Below are 20,791 nucleotides of genomic sequence, written 5' to 3'. Positions count from 1 at the left end.
TATGAGCGAAGATCGATCGAGCAACGGGCAGAAGTCATGGCTGGGTAAGCTCACCCAGGCTTTTGCCCACGAGCCGAAAAACCGCCAGGAGCTGCTGGAGCTGCTGCGCGACGCACATCAAAACAAGTTGTTGGACAGCGAAGCGCTGGCCATCGTCGAAGGCGCCATCCAGGTTGCAGACCTGCAAGTACGGGACATCATGGTCCCGCGCTCGCAGATGATCAGCATCAAGGCGACCCAGACACCTCGCGAGTTCCTGCCGGCCGTGGTCGACTCGGCCCACTCCCGCTACCCGGTGATCGGCGAAAGCCATGATGACGTGATGGGTGTGTTGCTGGCCAAGGACTTGCTGCCGCTGATCCTCAAGGAAAACGGCGACAGCTTCAACATCAAGGACCTGCTGCGCCCGGCGACCTTCGTGCCCGAGTCCAAGCGCCTGAATGTGCTGCTGCGTGAGTTTCGCGCCAACCATAACCACATGGCCATCGTCATTGACGAATACGGCGGCGTGGCCGGTCTGGTGACCATCGAAGACGTGCTGGAACAGATCGTCGGCGACATCGAAGACGAACACGACGTCGAAGAAGACAGCTACATCAAGCCGCTGCCCAGCGGTGACTTCCTGATCAAGGCCCTGACGCCGATCGATAACTTCAATGAGTTCTTCGACAGCGAATTCTCCGACGATGAATTCGACACCGTCGGCGGCTTGGTGATGAGCGCGTTCGGGCACTTGCCAAAACGCAACGAAATCACTGAAATCGGCGCCTATCGCTTCCGCATCCTGAACGCCGACAGCCGTCGGATTCACTTGCTGCGTCTGACACCCATTGCCCGGTAAAAATTAAGGAAAGAAATGCACTGGATGACCCGCCCCGGCTGGCCCGGTAACTCGCTGGCCATGGCGGCCGGTGCACTTACCACCCTGGCCCTGGCACCGTTCGATATCTGGCCGCTGGCCTTGCTGGCGGCCGGTTTCTTTTATGCCGGTTTGCGCGAACTGAGCCCCCGTCAGGCCTTGGGTCGTGGCTGGTGTTTTGGTTTCGGCCTGTTTGCCGCGGGCACCAGCTGGATCTACTACAGCATTCATAACTTCGGCGGCGCCTCGGTGCTGCTGGCCGGATTCTTGATGCTGCTGTTCACCGCGGCGATTGCCTGGTTCTTCGCCCTGCCCGCCTGGATTTGGGCGCGCTGGCTGCGCCGTAATGAAGCGCCGCTGGCCGATGCCTTGGCATTTGCGGCGTTGTGGGTGGGCCAGGAAGCCTTTCGCGGCTGGTTCCTTACCGGTTTCCCATGGCTCTATTCCGGTTATAGCCAACTCGACGGCCCATTGGCCGGGCTCGCGCCGGTCGGCGGAATGTGGCTGATTTCCTTCACCCTGGCCCTGACGGCTGCGCTGATCTACAACGCTGCGCGCCTGGTACGCACTGGTCGTAAAGGCTTCATCGCTGTCGGCGTGTTACTGCTGGCAGGACCATGGGTGGCCGGCATGGCGCTCAAGGAACATGCCTGGACCAGCCCGGCAGGCGCACCACTGAGCGTCGCGGCGATTCAGGGCAACATCGAACAAAGCATGAAGTGGGACCCCTCGCAGCTCAATGCGCAGCTGGCGCTGTACCGCGACATGAGTTTGAGCTCCAAACGCGTCGACCTGCTGATCTGGCCGGAAACGGCGGTCCCGGTGCTCAAGGAGTCCGCCGAGGGCTACCTGAACATGATGGGAAGCTTCGCCGCCGAGCGTAAATCCGCGTTGATCACCGGCGTGCCGATTCGCCAGGAACTCCATCACGAGAAGCGCTATTTCAACGGCATTACCGTCGTCGGTGAGGGCGATGGCACTTACCTGAAGCAAAAACTGGTGCCGTTCGGCGAATACGTGCCGCTGCAGGAAGTCTTGCGTGGCCTGATCGCTTTCTTCGACCTGCCGATGTCCGACTTTGCCCGAGGGCCGGCCGATCAAGCGCTGCTGCAAGCCAAGGGTTATCAGATTGCACCGTTCATCTGCTACGAAGTGGTCTATCCGGAATTCGCCGCCAGCCTCGCCGCCCGTAGCGATTTGCTGCTGACCATCAGCAACGACACCTGGTTCGGCACCTCGATCGGCCCGCTGCAACACTTGCAGATGGCGCAGATGCGCGCACTTGAAGCCGGCCGCTGGATGATCCGTGCCACCAATAACGGCGTGACCGGCCTGATCAACCCGTTTGGCCAGATCACTGTGCAGATCCCGCAGTTCGAACAAGGCATTCTGTATGGCGAAGTGGTGCCGATGCACAACTTGACGCCCTATCTGGAATGGCGCTCGTGGCCGTTGATCATCAGTTGCGTGTTGTTGTTTGGTTGGGCATTAGTGGCGAACCGGATGGCGAAGACCGTTTAAAAGCTTCGCGAGCAAGCCCGCTCCCACATTGGATCTTCTGTGAACACATAATGTGTGAACGACAGAGATTAAATGTGGGAGCGGGCTTGCTCGCGAAGGCGGCATCACAGGCACAATATCAATCAGCGTCAACATCGTCTCGATAAAACAACGAATACCCGATCTGCCCCACCGCCTCATTCATCAACTGCCCGCTCTGCCAGATCGATTTGAACTCCGGCATCCAGCCACCCAGCGGCCGGGCATTGTCCACGCCTAAAAACCCTACTGGCGCGGGCACCACCTCAAATCCGGCCTGCTGGAAACTCCAGACCGCTCGCGGCATATGCCAGGCCTGAGTCACGACCACCACCCGCTTGACTCCCTCCGGCAACAACACCTGGGCGCTGAATTGCGCGTTTTCCCAGGTCGTGCGGCTGCGTCCTTCCTGCCAACGCACCGTCACGCCGAAATCATCGAGCAATGAGTCCGCCATCAGCTTCGCTTCGGTCGGTGGTGTGCCGTAATGCAGACCACCACTGGTCAGAATCGGCAAGCCGGACGCCTTGGCCAGGCGTGCGGCATAGCGCTCACGCCCCAGGCCTACGCCGGTCGGCTGGTCAACGCCCCAAGCCGGATCGCCCCGCTCACGCCCTGAGCCCAGCACCACGATCGCGTCCGCCCGTCGGCCCAAGGTTGCCCATTCCTCGCGCGCCAGCGGCGGTTCGCGCTCCAGCGCCTTGGCACTCCACTCCACTACCACCGGCAAGCTCATCAACCAGAAGCCGCCCACGCCCAGAATGAAACACAACCCCGCCAGCCTCGGCCTCGAGCGGCGCCACCACCAGGCAAGTACCAGCAACAGCAACAGAATGCCGGGCGGCAATAGAAGTTGTTTAATGAAATAACGAAAAGGCATCGAGCATCTCCATAGATGCCCGAAGCCTAGGTGGGTTGACGCAATGCGACAACAAATGTCGAAGGACTTTGTTTCAAAAAACCATTTTCCATGGCTTCAAGTGCCCTTACTTGAACTGCAAAGACCGGACCTTTACCGCGCCTTTGCCGGGTGCCTTATCCTTGAGCCAGATGATCTTGGCCGAACGTGGTGCCTCGAGTTGCTTCACTGCTGCTGACAAGCATCCGTGCGTTTCACGTTCACTACGATCCAGATAGGCCTTGACCAGTTCAAACTCTGCGGGGCTCAAACCACGCAGTTCCAGCTCCAGGGGACGCTCATCACGCAGCCGTCCGGCTGTTTTGGCCGTGTCCAAGGCCATTGCGAGACGGTCTATCAGTTTTTCGTACAGCTCCGGTTTCGTAGCTTTTTGCTGTGACTCAACCATCCATCACCTCATTGAAGATAAGACTCACTCCCCTTTTAGAGCTTAGCCTCGCTGAAAAAACCGGCTGAGTGCCGCGACCAACGGCCCTCGGGGCGGGTATTGGCCGCATCCTTGCGTGTAATCAGGGTTTCCCTCGGTAGAGTGCGGTCATGTATGCTACGGCGCTTCCTGTAACTCCACTTCCAGCTCGCCTGGGCACCGAAACGCCGATTTGGCGTTCTCACCGTCCAGCGTTGCATTGAAGAGGATTAGGCCACCCCTATTCAGTTCAAAAGTAGCCATGCACGAACAATATCAGCCCCGTGAAATCGAAGCCGCCGCCCAGTCATTCTGGGACGAGCAAAAGTCCTTTGAAGTCAGTGAACAGCCAGGCAAGGAGACCTTCTACTGCCTGTCGATGTTCCCTTACCCCAGCGGCAAGCTACACATGGGGCACGTGCGCAACTACACCATCGGCGACGTGATCTCCCGCTACCAGCGCATGCAAGGCAAGAACGTCCTGCAACCCATGGGTTGGGACGCCTTCGGCATGCCGGCGGAAAACGCCGCGATGAAGAACAACGTAGCGCCCGCCAAATGGACCTACGAAAACATCGCCTACATGAAAAGCCAGCTGCGCAGCCTGGGCCTGGCGGTGGACTGGTCGCGCGAAGTGACCACCTGCAAGCCTGATTACTACCGCTGGGAACAATGGCTGTTCACTCGCCTGTTCGAAAAAGGCGTGATTTATAAAAAAAGCGGCACTGTGAACTGGGACCCGGTCGACCAGACCGTTCTGGCCAACGAGCAAGTGATCGACGGTCGCGGCTGGCGTTCCGGCGCGCTGATCGAAAAGCGCGAAATCCCGATGTACTACTTCAAGATCACCGCCTACGCGGATGAGCTGCTGGAAAGCCTCGACGAACTGACGGGCTGGCCTGAACAGGTCAAGACCATGCAGCGCAACTGGATCGGCAAATCCCGTGGCATGGAAGTACAGTTCCCGTACGACGTCGCTTCCATCGGCGAAGCCGGCGCACTGAAAGTTTTCACTACCCGTCCGGACACCCTGATGGGCGCAACCTACGTTGCGGTGGCCGCCGAACACCATTTGGCCACCCTGGCCGCGCAGAACAACCCTGAGCTGCAAGCGTTCATCGCTGAATGCAAGGGCGGCAGCGTTGCCGAAGCCGATGTCGCCACTCAAGAGAAAAAAGGCCTGCCGACCTCGCTGTTCGTCGAACACCCGCTGACCGGGGAGAAACTCCCGGTGTGGGTCGCCAACTACGTGCTGATGCATTACGGCGATGGCGCGGTCATGGCTGTTCCGGCTCACGACGAGCGTGATTTCGAGTTCGCCACCAAGTACAACCTGCCGATCAAATCCGTGGTGCGCACGAGTTCCGGTGACGCCAACCCGGCTCCTTGGCAGGATGCGTACGGCGAGCACGGCACGCTGATCAACTCCGGCGAATTCGACGGCCTCGACTTCGCAGGCGCCTTCGACGCCATTGAAGTGGCGCTGATCAAGAAAAACCTCGGTGCCTCGCGCACCCAGTTCCGCCTGCGTGACTGGGGCATCAGCCGTCAGCGCTACTGGGGCTGCCCGATCCCGATCATCCACTGCGACACCTGCGGCGATGTGCCGGTCCCGGAAGATCAGTTGCCAGTCGTGCTGCCGGAAGACGTCGTACCGGACGGCGCCGGTTCGCCATTGGCGCGCATGCCCGAGTTCTACGAATGCACCTGCCCGAAATGCGGCGCTGCGGCCAAGCGTGAAACCGACACCATGGACACCTTTGTCGAGTCCTCGTGGTACTACGCCCGCTACGCCTCGCCACACTATGAAGGTGGTCTGGTGGAAAAATCGGCGGCCGACCATTGGTTGCCAGTGGATCAGTACATCGGCGGCATCGAACACGCCATTCTTCACCTCCTTTATGCGCGCTTCTTCCACAAGCTGATGCGTGATGAAGGCCTGGTGAGTTCCAACGAGCCATTCAAGAACCTGCTAACCCAGGGCATGGTAATCGCCGAGACTTACTATCGCCGCGAAGCCAACGGTGCTTACACCTGGTTCAACCCGGCGGATGTCGAACTCGAACGCGACAGCAAGGCCAAGGTCATCAGCGCCAAGCTGATCGCGGACGGCCTGCCGGTGGAAATCGGTGGCACCGAGAAGATGGCCAAGTCGAAGAACAACGGCGTTGACCCGCAGTCGATGATCGACCAGTTCGGCGCAGACACCTGCCGCCTGTTCATGATGTTCGCCTCTCCACCCGACATGAGCGCGGAATGGTCCGACTCCGGCGTAGAGGGTTCGCACCGCTTCCTCAAGCGCGTCTGGCGCCTGGCTCAAGCGCACGTCACTCAGGGCCTGCCGGGCAAACTGGACGTCGCCAGCCTGAACGACGAGCAAAAAGCCATTCGCCGTTCGATCCACCAGGCCATCAAGCAGGCCAGCCACGACGTCGGCCAGAACCACAAATTCAACACCGCCATCGCCCAAGTGATGACGCTGATGAACGTGCTGGAAAAAGCCGTGCAAGGCACCGAACAGGATCGCGCACTGATTCACGAGGGTCTGGAAACCGTAGTCCTGCTGCTGGCTCCGATCACCCCGCACATCAGCCACGAACTGTGGCATCGCCTGGGTCACGCCGATCCGGTCATCGATGCCGGTTGGCCGGTGCTGGATGAAAGCGCCTTGGTACAGGACAGCCTGCAGCTTGTCATTCAAGTCAACGGCAAGCTGCGCGGCCACCTCGAAATGCCGGCCAGCGCCAGCCGCGAAGAAGTCGAAGCGGCCGCACGGGCCAACGAAAACGTCCTGCGCTTCGTCGATGGCCTGACTATTCGCAAAGTGATCGTAGTGCCCGGGAAACTGGTCAATATCGTCGCCAGCTAAATTGGATCGGGCGCCAGGTCATGCCTGGCGCCGAGTAAAACCTTTCGGGCCGCTTGACCGGCCCACATGGTTTCAAGGGGAGCAACAAGATGATCAAACGCAATTTGCTGGTGATGGGCCTTGCAGTCCTGCTGAGCGCCTGCGGTTTCCAGCTGCGCGGCACCGGCACCACTGAACTGGCGATCAAGGAACTCGACCTGAGCGCCCGCAATGCCTACGGCGAAACCGTGACGCAATTGCGTCAGGTGCTGGAAAGCAGTGGCGTCAAGGTCTACAACGGTGCACCTCACAAACTGGTGCTGACCGATGAGCAGGAAAGCCAGCGCATCCTCAGTTACGCAGGCGCCGGTCGTACTGGCGAGTACCAGATGACCATAGTGCTGAACTACGACATCCGGGGTCAGAGCAACCTGCCATTGCTGAGCGACAAGCTCGAAGTGCAGAAAGTCTTCATCCATGACGGCAACAACCTGGTGGGTTCCGACCAGGAAGCCAACGATGCCCGCAAGGAAATGCGTCGTGAACTGGTTCAACGCATGATGCTGCGCCTGCAACAGCTCTCCCCAACTCAGTTGGAACAGCTGCAGCAGACCGCTGACGCCAGGGCCAAAGCTGAAGCCGAGGCGCTGGAAGCGGCGCAGAAAGCTGAAGCGCAGATGCCGCGTCAGTCGCCTATCGAACTGCCGCAGCAATAAGCCTTACGGGGCGCTCAGGCGCCCCGTTCGCCTCTTCTTATGAAACTCGCCCCCGCCCAACTCGCTAAACACCTGCAAGGTGCCCTCGCGCCGGTCTACGTCATCAGTGGCGATGACCCGCTGCTGTGTCAGGAAGCTGCCGACGCCATTCGCGCGGCTGCCCACCAGCAAGGTTTCGATGAACGCCAGGTCTTTGCCGCCGACGCCAGTTTCGACTGGGGTACGCTGCTGCAGGCCGGCGCCAGCATGTCGCTGTTCGCCGAAAAACGTCTTCTGGAACTGCGTCTGCCCTCCGGCAAACCCGGAGACAAAGGCGCTGCGGCATTGATTGAGTATTGCTCGCGCCCGGCCGAAGACACGGTATTGCTGATCAGCCTGCCCAAGCTTGACGGCAGTGCGCAGAAGACCAAGTGGGGCAAGGCACTGGTCGAAGGTCCCCAGACCCAGTTCGTGCAAATCTGGCCGGTGGACACCAACCAGTTGCCGAGCTGGATCCGTCAACGCCTGTCCCAGGCCGGGCTTTCCGCCAGCCAGGACGCTGTCGAACTGATCGCTGCTCGGGTCGAGGGTAATCTGCTGGCTGCCGCCCAGGAAATCGAAAAGCTCAAGCTGATGGCCGAGGGTGGCCAAATCACGGTCGAAACCGTGCAAGCAGCGGTGGCCGACAGTGCGCGTTTCGATGTTTTCGGCCTGACCGATGCGATTCTCAATGGCGAGGCTGCTCACGCCCTGCGCATGCTCGAAGGGTTGCGCGGCGAAGGCGTCGAACCGCCGGTGATCCTCTGGGCGCTGGCCCGGGAACTGCGTCTGCTGGCCAACCTGTCGCTGCAATACAGCCAGGGCGTGCCGCTGGACAAAGCCTTCAGCCAGGCCCGACCGCCAATCTGGGACAAACGCAAACCGTTGATGAGCAAAGCGCTGCAACGCTATTCGGCACAACGCTGGGCGCAGTTGCTGCTGGAAGCCCAGCGCATCGATGCGCAGATCAAAGGCCAGGCGGCGGGTTCGCCGTGGATGAGTCTGAGTCGGTTGACGCTGTTGATGGCCGGGCAGAGATTGTCGTTACCTGCCGAATAAAATCAAAAGATCGCAGCCTTCGGCAGCTCCTACGGATGAACGCGACCCCATGTAGGAGCTGCCGAAGGCTGCGATCTTTTGATCTTGCTTTCCTACAAAACACAGCTGCATTTGCCCTATAGACAGAATCCCCACTTCGGCAGATTATTCCCCCGCAAACCCCACCCACTTGCGAGAGATCATCATGAGCAAAAAGCCATCTAAACATGGCCCCAACAAGGCCAAATCCATCATCGCCCAGCCACTGTTCCGCAGCCGTCAGGAACGAGCCGGCAAGGGCAAAGGCAGCTACCGCCGCGAAGCCTTCCAGTCTAATAGCTGGGAGGCTTCTTACTTTCTGGCGGCCTGAAAGGCAAGCCAGCGCTCAACATGTTAAGGTCTGCATCTGATTCGTATCCTCTGGACCTGTGCATGCCCCTTTGTATTTCCCGTCGTTGGCACTTTCGCCAACTGATCGCTGCCTCCAGCCTCGTTCTGCTTGTCGCCTGCGCGGAAAAACCCACTGCCGCCGACGCCCAACCGCTTCAGACCCGCACCGTTGCGACGGCCCCTGCGATCGTTCCGCCGGTGGTTCCAACCGGTGAAAATCTCGATATCCAGCCGACCCAGACCTTTGCCGAATGGCAGGCGGGTTTCCGTAAAGACGCCCTTGCCGCCGGCATTCGCGCCGATCTGTTCGATCGCGCTTTTGCCAATGTCAGCGTGGACGACAGCGTGATCCGTGCCGATCGCAGCCAACCGGAATTTACTCGCCCGGTGTGGGAGTACCTCGATGGCGCGCTGTCTCCGCTGCGGGTACGCAAAGGTCAGGCGCTTGTCGGCGAGCATGCCGATATCCTGCAAAGCATCGAACAGCGCTACGGCGTCGACCGTCAGGCTCTGGTCGCGGTGTGGGGCATGGAAAGTAACTTCGGTCAGTTCCAGGGCAGCAAGTCGGTGATCAATTCCCTGGCGACCCTGGCTTATGAAGGGCGACGCCCGGGCTTTGCCCACGCACAACTGATCGCAGCCTTGCAAATCCTGCAACAGGGCGATATCGCTCCCGAGAAAATGCTCGGCTCCTGGGCCGGGGCCATGGGCCAGACCCAGTTCATTCCGACTACCTACAACACCCACGCCGTGGATTTCGACGGTGATGGCCGCCGCGACATCTGGAACAGCTCTGCTGATGCACTGGCCTCGACCGCGCACTACCTGCAAAGCTCTGGCTGGCAGAAAGGTCAGCCCTGGGGCTTCGAAGTTCAACTGGCGAGCGGCTTCAATTACGTTCTGGCCGATGGCGCGATTCGCAAGAGTGTGGCCGAGTGGCGGCAACTGGGGGTAACCCTGCCCAATGGCGGCCAGGTTCCGGCAGGCTCCGAACACCTGTCGGCCGCCCTGTTGTTGCCGGCAGGCTATCGCGGCCCGGCGTTCCTGGTCCTCGATAACTTCCGCGCGATTCTCAAGTACAACAATTCTTCGTCCTATGCCTTGGCCGTGAGTCTGCTGTCCGAGCGCTTCAATGGTGGCGGTTTGATCAGCGGCTTATGGCCGAAAGATGACTTGCCGTTGAGCCGTACCGAGCGAATCGAGCTGCAAAACCTGCTGAGCGCCCAGAATTACGACGCTGGGACCGCCGACGGGATTATCGGCGCCAATACCCGCAAAGCGATCCGCAGTGCGCAGCAGTCGTTTGGCTGGCCGGCGGATGGTTATCCGACGCACAAGCTGCTGGAAGGGTTGCGTAGCCGCTAAAAGCAAAAGATCGCAGCCTTCGGCAGCTCCTACAAGGTTTTGTGTACACCTGTAGGAGCTGCCGAAGGCTGCGATCTTTTTTTTGCGACTGTTGTTACCTGATCACCACATCCTGCTCCAACACCAACGTCTTGTCCCCCGCATCCAGCCTGACCAGCGCGCCCATCGGCAGCGTCAGATTCGGATCACAGTGCCCGCTACGCCATCCGGCCAGCACGGGGATGCGCAACGGCGCAAAGGTCTGCTTGAGCAACTTCTTCAGCGCGATCGTATCGACCCCCGCCACATCCCCCACCAGAACCCCGCGCAGCTTGTGCAGCGTGCCGGCCAGACGCAAATGAGTCAGCAACCGGTCGATGCGATACAGCGGCTCGTTAATATCCTCGATGAACAGGATGGCGCCCTCGGCGTCGATCTCATAAGGCGTGCCCATGGTCGCGGCGATCATCGACAGATTGCCCCCCAGCAAACGCCCGTGAGCAATGCCGGGCTCGATGGTAGTCAACGGCCAGGCCACTGGGTGAGAAAGCACACTGCCCGCCTTCACCTGCCCGCGCAGCATGTTGAAAAACGAGAACTCGGTGGGTTGCTGCTTGTCACCCAGCAAGTCCGCGTTGAGCATCGGGCCATGGAAGGTCACGAACCCGGCATAACGACTGATGGCCAGGTGCAACGCAGTGACATCGCTGTAGCCGATGAACGGCTTGGTGTTGTTGCGCAATAATTCGAAATCGATGCGATCGAGCAAACGCGGCGTACCGTAACCGCCACGCAGACAGATAATGGCATCGACCTCGCTGTCGTCGAATGCGCCATGCAGGTCATTGAGCCGCACATCATCACTGCCAGCCAGATAACCCTCTTGCTCATAAACGCCGGGAAACACGCGCAGCGAATAGCCACGAGCGCGCATCCAGGCAATGGCTTTATCGGTGTCCAGCATCGCGGGGCCGGCGGGCGCGATCACCCCGATCAGCCCGGCAGACGGCAAGGCCGGAACGGGAGCGTGAGGACAAAGGGTATGGGTCGGTCGAGCAGTCATCCATGATTCTCCCTGTGAATGCTTCAGCACACAGTAGTCAGGAACGGGAATAAACAGAAGAGGGTCAATCGCACCACGGTGTGCAGGAAAAGACGGTAATCGCCATGGGCACTGCAAAAAAAAGGCCCGCAAGGCCTGGAAGCCTGCGGGCCTTTTTTGCTTTCAAAACGGGATCAGGACGACATCAGCTCGGCCTTGACCAGTTTCGCCTGCTCGTCGGCGTGGTACGAGGAACGTACCAACGGCCCGGAAGCAACGTTCTTGAAGCCCATCTTGTAACCTTCCTCGGCGAACCAGGCGAAGGTGTCCGGGTGCACGAAACGCTGGACCGGCAAGTGGCTGCGGGACGGTTGCAGGTACTGGCCCAGGGTCAGCATGTCGATGTCGTGTTCGCGCATGCGCTTCATGACTTCGATGACTTCTTCGTCGGTTTCGCCCAGGCCCAGCATCAAACCGGACTTGGTCGGAATGTGCGGCATCATCTGCTTGAAGCGTTGCAGCAGGGTCAGCGACCACTGGTAATCCGAACCCGGACGCGCAGCCTTGTACAGGCGCGGCACGGTTTCCAGGTTGTGGTTGAACACATCTGGCGGCTCGGCGGCGGTAATTTCCAGCGCGACGTCCATGCGGCCACGGTAGTCCGGAACCAGGGTTTCGAGCTGCACGTTCGGCGACAGTTTGCGGATTTCGCGGATGCAATCGGCAAAATGCTGGGCACCGCCGTCACGCAAATCGTCGCGGTCTACCGAGGTGATTACGACGTACTTGAGTTTCAGGTCGGCGATGGCAATGGCCAGGCTTTCCGGCTCGTTGACATCCAGTGGCTTCGGACGACCATGACCAACGTCGCAGAACGGGCAGCGACGGGTGCAGATATCACCCATGATCATGAAGGTCGCGGTGCCGCCGGAGAAGCACTCGCCCAGGTTCGGGCAGGACGCCTCTTCGCACACGCTGTGCAGCTTGTGTTTGCGCAACAGGGCCTTGATGCGGTCGACCTCCGGGGAAACCGGGATGCGCACGCGAATCCAGTCAGGCTTCTTCGGCAGTTCGGTGGTCGGAATGATCTTCACCGGGATACGTGCAACCTTCTCGGCGCCGCGCAGCTTGACGCCGGCTTCAACCTTGGCACGCGGGGCCGGACGCTCGGTGACATCGAGCGTCGGGATCATGGTTTGCACTGCATCAGTAGTCATATCAGTCGATTCCGCCCGTTAGGGTCGTCTGCTCAGCATAGTCGAGGTGTTTGACGAGCTGCGCGCGCAGCCGGGCACTTACCTCGGCAAATTCAATCGATCCTGCGTGATCGCACAGCTGGGTCATTGCCAGCCCGGCGTAGCCGCAGGGATTAATCCGTCGAAACGGTTCCAGGTTCATATCCACATTCAAGGCCAGGCCATGAAAGGAGCAACCGTGGCGGATCCGCAGACCCAGAGAAGCGATTTTCGCGCCATCGACATAGACACCCGGCGCATCCGGCTTGGCCACCGCGGTCACGCCGTAGCTGGCCAGCAGCTCGATCAGGCATTGCTCCATGCGGCTGACCAGATCACGCACACCGAACCCCAGCTTGCGCACGTCCAGTAACAAGTAGGCCACCAGTTGGCCAGGACCGTGATAAGTCACCTGACCACCGCGGTCGACCTTCACCACCGGAATATCCCCCGGCAGCAGCAGATGCTCGGCCTTGCCAGCCTGGCCCTGAGTGAACACCGGCGGATGTTCCACCAGCCAGATTTCGTCGGCGGCATCGCTGCCGCGTTCGTTGGTGAAGCGCTGCATGGCATGCCAGACCGGCTCATAAGCCATCTGACCGAGTTCGCGAAAGCCCAGCGTGCCAGGCATCACAGCACCATGTGCACGAAACCGGTAGCCCGCAACTCGCTGTTGATGTCGTACAGCTGTTCCTGGCCGGTGGCAATGATGTGCAACTGGATAGTCGTGTACTTGCCGTTGGTACTCTGCCGTTCGGCAAAGGTGTCGTGGTCAACGGTCGCGTGTTTTTCAAGGATCGCAATGATCTTGTCCCTGAAACCCACGCCGGTGTCGCCGATTACCTTGATCGGGTAATCCGCGCAGGGGAATTCGATTTTTGGCGCCTTTACTTCAGTGTCTGTCATGGCGTAACGGCCTCGTAAGCCGTGGCAACGGACATGGCCCCGCTCCGGATTGGAACGGGGCCATGCAGGTCCACACTAATTCAGTTGAACAAGCCGTAGAAGAATAGACGGATGCTATCCCACATGCGGCGGAAGATACCACCCTCGTCGACCGCGTCCAGAGCGATCAGGTCGGCGCTGTGCACCACTTTGTCGTCCAGTTTCACTTCGACTTTACCGATCACATCGCCCTTGGCGATTGGCGCGACCAGTTGCGGGGTCATGGTCATGCTGGCGGCGAGCTTTTTCAGCTGGCCTTTTGGCAGGGTCATGGTCAGGTCTTGAGCCAGGCCGGCCTTGACTTGATTGGTGGTGCCTTTCCAGACAGGTGCCTGAGCCAGCTCGGCGCCTTTCTGATAGAAGGTCTGGGTTTCGAAGAAGCGGAAACCGTAAGTCAGCAGCTTCTGGGTTTCAGCAGCACGGGCCACTTCGCTGTTGGTGCCGAACACCACGGCGATCAGGCGCATGCCATCACGTACGGCCGAAGACACCATGCAGTAGCCGGCTTCGTCGGTGTGACCGGTTTTCAGACCGTCGACGGTCTTGTCACGCCACAGCAGCAGGTTGCGGTTAGGTTGCTTGATGCCGTTCCAGAAGAACTCTTTCTGCGAGTAGATCGCGTAGTGAGCCGGGTCTTCGTGGATGATCGCGCGGGCCAGCACAGCCATGTCATGAGCCGACGAGTAGTGCTCCGGGTTTGGCAGACCGGTCGGGTTCATGAAGTGGCTGTTGGTCATGCCCAGGTCGGCCACGGTTTTATTCATCATGTCGGCGAATGCGTCTTCGCTGCCGGCGATGTGCTCGGCGAGCGCAACACTGGCGTCGTTACCCGACTGAATGATGATGCCGTGCAGCAGATCACTGACGGTGACTTGCGAACCCACCTTGATGAACATCCGTGAACCGCCGGTACGCCAGGCGTTCTCGCTGACGGTCACCGGATCGTTTTCACCAATCTGGCCACGACGGATTTCCAGGGTCGCGATGTAAGCGGTCATCAGCTTGGTCAGGCTGGCCGGTGGCAGACGCTGGTCACCATTGTTCTCTACCAGCACGTTGCCGCTGCTGGCGTCCATGAGTACATAGGCTTTGGCGGCCAGTTGCGGTGGCGACGGCATTATCTCGGCCGCGAAAGCCGCGGGTGAGAGCAGCAGCGGGACTAGCAGGCACAGGCGTTTGGCAAAGGTGGTGATGTTCATCCGTCTCTCGAAATCGCTAATGGAAACTGCCCTAGGGCAAAACTAATCAGACAACTCTCGAAAAAGTTGTCGCGTGTTCAGTTGCTCACTCTGCAACCCTTGCCGGGCTTTTGTTCTTCAACGAGCCAACAACCCGGTTCGCCCCCCAAACCGCAAGCGAACCGTCAAACAAGAACCAGGTACTACTCGGCGCTGACCAGGCTCGGCGAACCGAGATTGGCCAGCCGCACGCTGTTTTGCACTTGCTGGATTTCACCCGGCGAGCCGATCGGCCCCAGGCGCACCCGATGCAGTGTCTGTTGGTTACGCACGATCGAGCTGATAAACACCGGAGCGCTCACCATCCCGCTGAGCTTCGATCTCAGGAGCTCTGCAGCGTCCGGGTTGGCGAACGCGCCCACCTGCAGATACTGGCCAGAGGCTGGTACAGAAGCGTTTTTTTTTCCATCGATCTGCATGGGCACTACGGCCGCGGCGTGTTGCTGCGGCGGTGGGGTCCATTGCTCGACGGTGCCGGCCGATGCCGTCATCACCGGGGCGCTATTTTGTGCGACTTTCGGTTCGTTAAGCATTAAAGGCGCCGGGCGACCTTTGGCGGCCCACCATTGCTGCGGGTCGATGCCTTCGACCTTGACCCGCGCCGTACCGGTTTCGGCATAGCCGAGTTTCTTGGCGGCTGCGTAGGACAAGTCGATGATCCGGTCCGAATAGAACGGCCCGCGATCGTTGACCCGCAGAATGACCGTCTTGTTGTTGTCCAGGTTAGTCACCCGAACGTAACTGGGCAGCGGCAGGGTCTTGTGCGCGGCGCTCATGCCGTACAGGTCATAGACTTCGCCGTTGGCGGTGTTCTGACCATGGAACTTGGTGCCGTACCAGGACGCAGTGCCCGAGGCCACGTAGGTCTTGGATTCTTGTATCGGGAAATAAGTCTTGCCCAACACCGTGTACGGGTTGGCTTTATAAGGACCGCTGTGCAGGGTCGGCGTGGCATCCGGAATGCGCGTCACGTCGACGTCCCACCAGGGTGCGCCATCCTTGTGAGCCCGGTTGATATCCAGGCTAGGTGCCGAACGAACGGCAGTGGGAGACTTCTGAGCCGGCGCGCGACTGGTCGAACAACTGGCGACCAGAACCGTCAACGCGGCGAATGCCATGAGCTTCAGGGGTTTATTCATAGGCAATGCCCGCATTACTTGACGCCCCGTGCTTGGACCAGCTGTTCAGACAGTTGATGTACGGCCATGGCGTACATCACGCTGCGGTTATAACGCGTGATCGCGTAAAAATTGGTCAGGCCCATCCAGTGTTCAGGGCCATTGTCACCTTCCAGGCGGAACGCCGTGACCGGCATATCATCGCGCAGCGCATCATGACTCGACCAGCCCAGCGCCCGCAACTCCCCGACAGTTTTCGTCGGCTCGATGCCTGCGGTCAAACCCTCATCTACCTGATCGCCACGCACATCCGCGCGGCTGACCACCGGTTCGCCGGCGACCCAACCATGACGCTTGAAATAACTGGCGACGCTGCCGATGGCATCATCGGGGTTGGTCCAGATATTAATGTGGCCGTCGCCGTCGAAATCCACCGCATAGGCGCGAAAACTGCTCGGCATGAATTGCGGCAAGCCCATGGCCCCGGCGTAGGAGCCTTTGAGGGTCAACGGATCGACCTGCTCTTCACGGGCCAGCAGCAGGAATTCACGCAATTCCTTGCGGAAGAACTCGGCACGGGGAGGATAGTCGAAACCCAAGGTGGACAAGGCATCGATCACCCGGAAATTGCCGGTATTTCGACCAAAGAAGGTCTCAACACCGATGATCGAGACGATGACCTGCGCCGGCACGCCGTATTCCTGCTCGGCGCGGGCCAGAATCGCTTCGTGCTGACGCCAGAAGTCCACGCCACGGGCGATGCGCGCATCGGTGATGAACATCGGGCGATATTCTTTCCACTGCTTAACCCGTTCGGCGGGTTTGGAGATCGCGTCCAGAATCGACTGTTTGCGCTCGGCTTCGCGGAACACGCCCATCAGCTGTTCACCGGCAAAGCCATAGTCGCGGGTCATTTCACCGACGAACTCGGCCACCTGCGGCGAGCCTTCGTAATCGCCGGCCCACGCTTGCTGCGCGGTACCAAGGATGCTTACCAGGCCGACCCACGGTGCGTATCGAGTCGCCCAGCCACGCATTACTTGCATTGAAATCTTCACCTTATTCAAACCTGTGCGATCCACTTGCGATGGGTATGGACCGACATCAAAACCCCAAACGCTGACAGTAGCGTCACCAGCGAAGTTCCTCCGTAGCTAATGAACGGCAACGGTACCCCCACAACCGGCAACAGGCCACTGACCATACCGATGTTGACGAAAACGTAAACAAAAAACGTCATGGTCAGACTGCCCGCGAGCAATTTGCCGAACAATGTCTGTGCCTGGGCGGTAATCACCAGCCCGCGACCGATCAACAGCAGGTAAATCAGCAACAGTGCGCAGATGCCCACCAGGCCGAATTCTTCGCCCAGTACCGCAATAATGAAGTCGGTGTGGCTTTCCGGCAGGAAGTCCAGGTGCGACTGGGTGCCAAGCAACCAGCCTTTGCCGAACACGCCACCGGAACCGATGGCCGCTTTCGACTGGATGATGTTCCAGCCTGTGCCCAGCGGATCGCTCTCGGGATCGAGAAAGGTCAGAACTCGCTGCTTCTGGTAGTCGTGCATGACGAAGTACCACATGCCAATCGCCACCGGCACAGCCGCGGCAATCACGCTGAGAATCCAGCGCCAGCGCAGCCCGCCCATGAACAGCACGAACGCGCCACCGGCGAGAATCAGCAGCGAAGTGCCGAGGTCGGGTTGACGCACGATCAGGATGAAGGGCAACCCGATCAGAAACAGACTGACGCCCACATGCTTGAGTTGTGGCGGCAAGGAGCGCTTGGCCAGGTACCAGGCGATGGTTGCCGGCATTAGGATCTTCATGAATTCCGAGGGCTGGAAGCGGATCACCCCGGGAATGTTGATCCAGCGCGTGGCCCCCATGGCGTTGTGGCCCATGACATCCACCACCACCAGCAATAGCACGCCGATCACATAACCGACCGGCACCCAGCGGGCCATGAAGCGCGGCTCGAACTGGGCGATGACGATCATCGACACCAGGCCGATGCCGAAGGAAGTGGCTTGTTTGGCCAGCAGATCCCAACTTTTGCCGCTGGCCGAATACAGCACGAACAGGCTGCCAGCCGCGAGGGTCAGCAGCAGGATCAACAACGGGCCGTCGATGTGCATGCGTTGCAGCAGCGTCGCCCGGCGACGCATCACATCCTCGCTGGAAAGAATGCGATCGAAATTACTCTTCACGGGCCGTAGCCTCCGCACTGATAGGGCTGGCGTATTCGGCTTTCAGTCGGCCGTTCTGGTCCAGGAGCCAGGCGTCCATCACTTGACGCACCACAGGCGCGGCGACGCCGGAGCCGGACTCGCCGTTCTCGACCATCACCGACACGACGATTTTCGGGTTTTCGGCCGGCGCGAAGCCAACGAACAAGGCGTGGTCGCGGTGGCGTTCCTGAACCTTGGAGCGGTCGTACTTCTCGCCCTGCTTGATCGCGACCACCTGAGCCGTACCACTCTTACCGGCGATCCGGTATTGCGAACCGATCGCAGCCTTGCGCGCGGTACCGCGCGCACCATGCATCACCTGCTGCATGCCGTGGTTGACCCGGGTCCAGTCCGACGGGTCGCGCAGGATGATGTCCGGCATCGGATTTTCATCCACCGGCTTCGCACCTTCGAGGGTCTTGGCCAAATGCGGACGATTCCACACCCCCTTGTTGGCCACCAGCGCCGTGGCCTGGGCCAACTGCAACGGCGTGGACTGCATGTAGCCCTGACCGATCCCCAGAATCAGCGTTTCGCCCGGGTACCAGGCCTGACGACGGGTCGCGCGCTTCCATTCCCGGGTCGGCATCAATCCTGGCGATTCTTCGAACATGTCGAGGGAGACCTTCTGGCCAATGCCGAATTTGCTCATGTAGGCCGACAACCGATCAATCCCCAGCTTGTGCGCCAAGTCATAGAAGTAGGTGTCGTTGGACCGCATGATCGCCGTGTCCAGATCCACAAAACCGTCGCCGGTACGGTTCCAGTTACGGTATTTGTGATCGTAATTGGGCAGTTGGTAATAACCGGGGTCGTAGACCCGGGACGACGCCGTGACCACGCCCGCGTCCAGGCCGGCAATCGCCACCGCCGGTTTAATCGTCGAGCCCGGCGGGTACAGACCGCGCAACACGCGGTTGAACAGCGGTCGGTCGATGGAATCGCGCAGCTCGGCATAGGCCTTGAAGCTGATGCCGGTGACGAACAGGTTCGGGTCGAAACTCGGCTGACTGACCATCGCCAGCACTTCGCCGGTGTTCGGGTCCAGCGCCACGACAGCGCCACGGCGACCACCCAGCGCGGCTTCGGCAGCTTCCTGCAGTTTGATGTCCAGGCTCAGGACAATGTCCTTGCCAGGAATCGGATCGGTACGCTTGAGTACGCGTAATACGCGGCCTCGTGCGTTGGTTTCGACTTCCTCGTAACCCACCTGGCCGTGCAACTCGGCTTCATAGAAGCGCTCGATGCCGGTCTTGCCGATGTGGTGGGTGCCGCTGTAATTGACCGGATCGAGGGACTTCAGCTCTTTCTCGTTGATCCGCCCCATGTAACCCACCGAATGCGCAAAGTGCGCGCCCTGCGGGTAATGACGCACCAGCTGCGCGACCACTTCCACACCGGGCAGACGGAACTGGTTCACCGCGATGCGGGCGATCTGCTCTTCGGTCAGTTCGAACAGGATGGGCACCGGTTCGAACGGCCGGCGCCCCTGACGCATGCGCTTCTCGAAAATCACCCGGTCTTCGGGCGTCAGCTCGAGCACTTCGACGATCACGTCGAGCACTTGCTGCCAGTTGCCGGAGCGTTCGCGGGTCATGCTCAGGCTGAAGCTGGGCCGGTTATCGGCCACCACCACGCCATTGCGGTCGAAGATCAACCCGCGAGTCGGCGGAATCGGCTGCACATGGACGCGGTTGTTTTCCGACAGGGTCGAGTGGTACTCGTACTGGATCACCTGAAGGAAATACAGCCGCGCGATCAGCACGCCAATCAGCGCCACCACCGCAATGGCCCCGAACACGACGCGGCCGCGCACCAGACGGGCGTCTTTTTCGTGGTCCTTGATGCGGATCGGCTGGGGCATGAGGGCAGAACTACTTGTGGTAAGGGTGGCCGGACAGAACTGTCCAGGCACGATACAGCTGTTCGCCGATCAGAATCCGCACCAACGGGTGCGGCAGCGTCAACGGCGACAACGACCAGCGTTGATCTGCCCGGGCACAGACTTCCGGCGCCAGCCCCTCGGGGCCGCCGACCATGAAATTCACCGTGCGCGAGTCCAGCCGCCAGCGATCGAGTTCGACCGCCAGTTGCTCGGTGCTCCAGGGCTTGCCGTGGACTTCGAGGGTGACAATGCGCTCGTTCGGCCCGACCTTGGCCAGCATGGCCTCGCCTTCCTGACGGATAAAACGCGCCACGTCGGCGTTCTTGCCGCGGGTGTTGAGCGGAATTTCCACCAGTTCCAGCGCCAGCTCGGACGGAAGACGCTTGGCATATTCGTGCCAGCCTTCTTCCACCCATTTGGGCATGCGTGAACCGACGGCGATCAGTCGCAGTCGCACAGCGGTCCCTTATTGCTGGTCTTTGTTGAGCTTGATGAAATGCTCATGGGTGTTTTCCGGGCTGTGGTGCGCGGCGCTGCCGGCACGGCTCTGCTCGGCACCCTGCCACAAACGCTCCAGGTCATAGAACTGGCGAGCGCTGGCAGTCATCATGTGCACGATGACGTCGTCCATATCCAGCAGCACCCAGTCGCTGTCGCCCTTGCCTTCTTCACCCAACGGTTTGACGCCCTGGGCCTTGACTGCCTCGCGGACCTTATCCAGCATCGCGCCAATCTGGCGGTTGGAAGTACCGGTAGCGATAATCATGAAATCAGTGATGCTCTGCTTTTCACGAACATCGATCACCAGAACATCCTGGGCCTTGACGTCTTCCAGGGCCGCTACGGCCACCTTGACCAGCTCTTCGCCGCGCAGTTCCGGGCCGGTATTGGCCACTACTGGCAGCGGAGCGCTCTTGAACGTGCCCTTGCGCTTTACTTTGTTTACGTCTTTGTCAGTCATATAAAACTCGTTTTGCTCGTGTGTTCGGGCGCTTCGATACACGCATTCACGTGCCTTGAA

At 60.0% G+C, this 20,791-nt stretch carries 20 protein-coding genes; 7 read left to right on the top strand and 13 right to left on the bottom strand.

Going from position 1 to position 20,791, the window contains the following annotated elements; translation table 11 throughout:
* The first annotated feature begins 1 nt into the window (after position 1).
* Positions 2-841 (top strand): HlyC/CorC family transporter, encoded by an 840-nt coding sequence (locus ABH909_RS07305; protein WP_007894419.1) that lies wholly within the window; start codon positions 2-4, stop codon positions 839-841.
* A 15-nt stretch (positions 842-856) separates the two neighbouring features.
* The gene (gene lnt, locus ABH909_RS07300) at positions 857-2,380 is read left to right on the top strand and encodes an apolipoprotein N-acyltransferase (protein WP_429431660.1); all 1,524 of its coding nucleotides are present in this window, start codon (positions 857-859) and stop codon (positions 2,378-2,380) included.
* Between the two features lie 118 nt (positions 2,381-2,498).
* Here the strand turns inward: lnt and ABH909_RS07295 are convergent, their stop codons facing one another.
* Together ABH909_RS07295 and ABH909_RS07290 are read right to left on the bottom strand one after the other, a co-directional pair.
* Positions 2,499-3,278, bottom strand: coding sequence for a YdcF family protein (locus ABH909_RS07295; RefSeq protein WP_429431657.1), 780 nt, complete (start codon positions 3,276-3,278; stop codon positions 2,499-2,501).
* Positions 3,279-3,384: 106 nt separating this feature from the next.
* The gene (locus tag ABH909_RS07290; protein WP_429431654.1) at positions 3,385-3,705 is read right to left on the bottom strand and encodes a hypothetical protein; all 321 of its coding nucleotides are present in this window, start codon (positions 3,703-3,705) and stop codon (positions 3,385-3,387) included.
* Between the two features lie 280 nt (positions 3,706-3,985).
* Here ABH909_RS07290 and leuS point away from each other — a divergent pair, with 280 nt between their 5' ends.
* The 5 genes from leuS to ABH909_RS07265 all read left to right on the top strand — a co-directional run bounded on the left by leuS (position 3,986) and on the right by ABH909_RS07265 (position 10,098).
* Positions 3,986-6,592 carry a leucine--tRNA ligase gene (gene leuS, locus ABH909_RS07285; protein WP_429431652.1) on the top strand — a complete coding sequence of 869 codons (2,607 nt, stop codon included), beginning with the start codon at positions 3,986-3,988 and terminating at the stop codon, positions 6,590-6,592.
* Positions 6,593-6,681: 89 nt separating this feature from the next.
* Positions 6,682-7,287, top strand: a complete 606-nt coding sequence (lptE, locus tag ABH909_RS07280) for an LPS assembly lipoprotein LptE (RefSeq protein ID WP_429431649.1) — start codon at positions 6,682-6,684, stop codon at positions 7,285-7,287.
* 39 nt (positions 7,288-7,326) lie between these two features.
* Positions 7,327-8,364: a DNA polymerase III subunit delta gene (gene holA, locus ABH909_RS07275; protein ID WP_429431646.1), complete on the top strand. Its 1,038-nt coding sequence runs from the start codon at positions 7,327-7,329 to the stop codon at positions 8,362-8,364.
* 184 nt (positions 8,365-8,548) lie between these two features.
* A complete protein-coding gene (gene arfA / locus ABH909_RS07270; protein ID WP_003176285.1) occupies positions 8,549-8,713 on the top strand; it encodes an alternative ribosome rescue factor ArfA in 165 nt (54 codons plus the stop codon).
* 62 nt (positions 8,714-8,775) lie between these two features.
* Entirely contained in the window at positions 8,776-10,098 is a 1,323-nt protein-coding gene (locus ABH909_RS07265) for a lytic murein transglycosylase (protein WP_429431640.1), read from the top strand.
* A gap of 94 nt (positions 10,099-10,192) precedes the next feature.
* Here ABH909_RS07265 and ABH909_RS07260 read toward each other — a convergent pair whose 3' ends face one another.
* The 11 genes from ABH909_RS07260 to rsfS all read right to left on the bottom strand — a co-directional run bounded on the left by ABH909_RS07260 (position 10,193) and on the right by rsfS (position 20,731).
* Positions 10,193-11,140, bottom strand: a complete 948-nt coding sequence (locus ABH909_RS07260) for a S66 peptidase family protein (RefSeq protein WP_429431637.1) — start codon at positions 11,138-11,140, stop codon at positions 10,193-10,195.
* A 173-nt stretch (positions 11,141-11,313) separates the two neighbouring features.
* The gene (lipA, locus tag ABH909_RS07255; protein WP_007946663.1) at positions 11,314-12,336 is read right to left on the bottom strand and encodes a lipoyl synthase; all 1,023 of its coding nucleotides are present in this window, start codon (positions 12,334-12,336) and stop codon (positions 11,314-11,316) included.
* Position 12,337: 1 nt separating this feature from the next.
* Positions 12,338-12,985, bottom strand: coding sequence for a lipoyl(octanoyl) transferase LipB (gene lipB / locus ABH909_RS07250; protein ID WP_429431634.1), 648 nt, complete (start codon positions 12,983-12,985; stop codon positions 12,338-12,340).
* Positions 12,985-13,260: a DUF493 domain-containing protein gene (locus ABH909_RS07245; RefSeq protein WP_429431631.1), complete on the bottom strand. Its 276-nt coding sequence runs from the start codon at positions 13,258-13,260 to the stop codon at positions 12,985-12,987. Before ABH909_RS07245 ends, lipB begins: the two co-directional genes overlap by 1 nt.
* Positions 13,261-13,340: 80 nt before the next feature.
* On the bottom strand, positions 13,341-14,498 hold the full coding sequence (locus ABH909_RS07240) for a D-alanyl-D-alanine carboxypeptidase family protein (RefSeq protein WP_008070106.1): 1,158 nt from the start codon (positions 14,496-14,498) through the stop codon (positions 13,341-13,343).
* A 182-nt stretch (positions 14,499-14,680) separates the two neighbouring features.
* Positions 14,681-15,691, bottom strand: coding sequence for a septal ring lytic transglycosylase RlpA family protein (locus ABH909_RS07235; RefSeq protein ID WP_429431628.1), 1,011 nt, complete (start codon positions 15,689-15,691; stop codon positions 14,681-14,683).
* Entirely contained in the window at positions 15,691-16,701 is a 1,011-nt protein-coding gene (mltB, locus tag ABH909_RS07230; protein WP_429431626.1) for a lytic murein transglycosylase B, read from the bottom strand. Before mltB ends, ABH909_RS07235 begins: the two co-directional genes overlap by 1 nt.
* A gap of 17 nt (positions 16,702-16,718) precedes the next feature.
* Positions 16,719-17,822 carry a rod shape-determining protein RodA gene (rodA, locus tag ABH909_RS07225; RefSeq protein WP_429439767.1) on the bottom strand — a complete coding sequence of 368 codons (1,104 nt, stop codon included), beginning with the start codon at positions 17,820-17,822 and terminating at the stop codon, positions 16,719-16,721.
* Between the two features lie 31 nt (positions 17,823-17,853).
* Positions 17,854-19,749: a penicillin-binding protein 2 gene (gene mrdA, locus ABH909_RS07220; protein WP_429431623.1), complete on the bottom strand. Its 1,896-nt coding sequence runs from the start codon at positions 19,747-19,749 to the stop codon at positions 17,854-17,856.
* Between the two features lie 10 nt (positions 19,750-19,759).
* Positions 19,760-20,227 (bottom strand): 23S rRNA (pseudouridine(1915)-N(3))-methyltransferase RlmH, encoded by a 468-nt coding sequence (gene rlmH / locus ABH909_RS07215; RefSeq protein ID WP_003185785.1) that lies wholly within the window; start codon positions 20,225-20,227, stop codon positions 19,760-19,762.
* 9 nt (positions 20,228-20,236) lie between these two features.
* Positions 20,237-20,731, bottom strand: a complete 495-nt coding sequence (gene rsfS / locus ABH909_RS07210; RefSeq protein ID WP_038981377.1) for a ribosome silencing factor — start codon at positions 20,729-20,731, stop codon at positions 20,237-20,239.
* Positions 20,732-20,791 lie beyond the last annotated feature (60 nt).

The organism is Pseudomonas sp. BS3782 TE3695 (assembly GCF_050435305.1).
In the GTDB taxonomy this organism is placed as follows: Bacteria; Pseudomonadota; Gammaproteobacteria; order Pseudomonadales; family Pseudomonadaceae; genus Aquipseudomonas.
The sequence above is the reverse complement of the archived record's forward strand: the minus strand, read 5'-3'. Positions and strand labels throughout refer to the sequence as shown.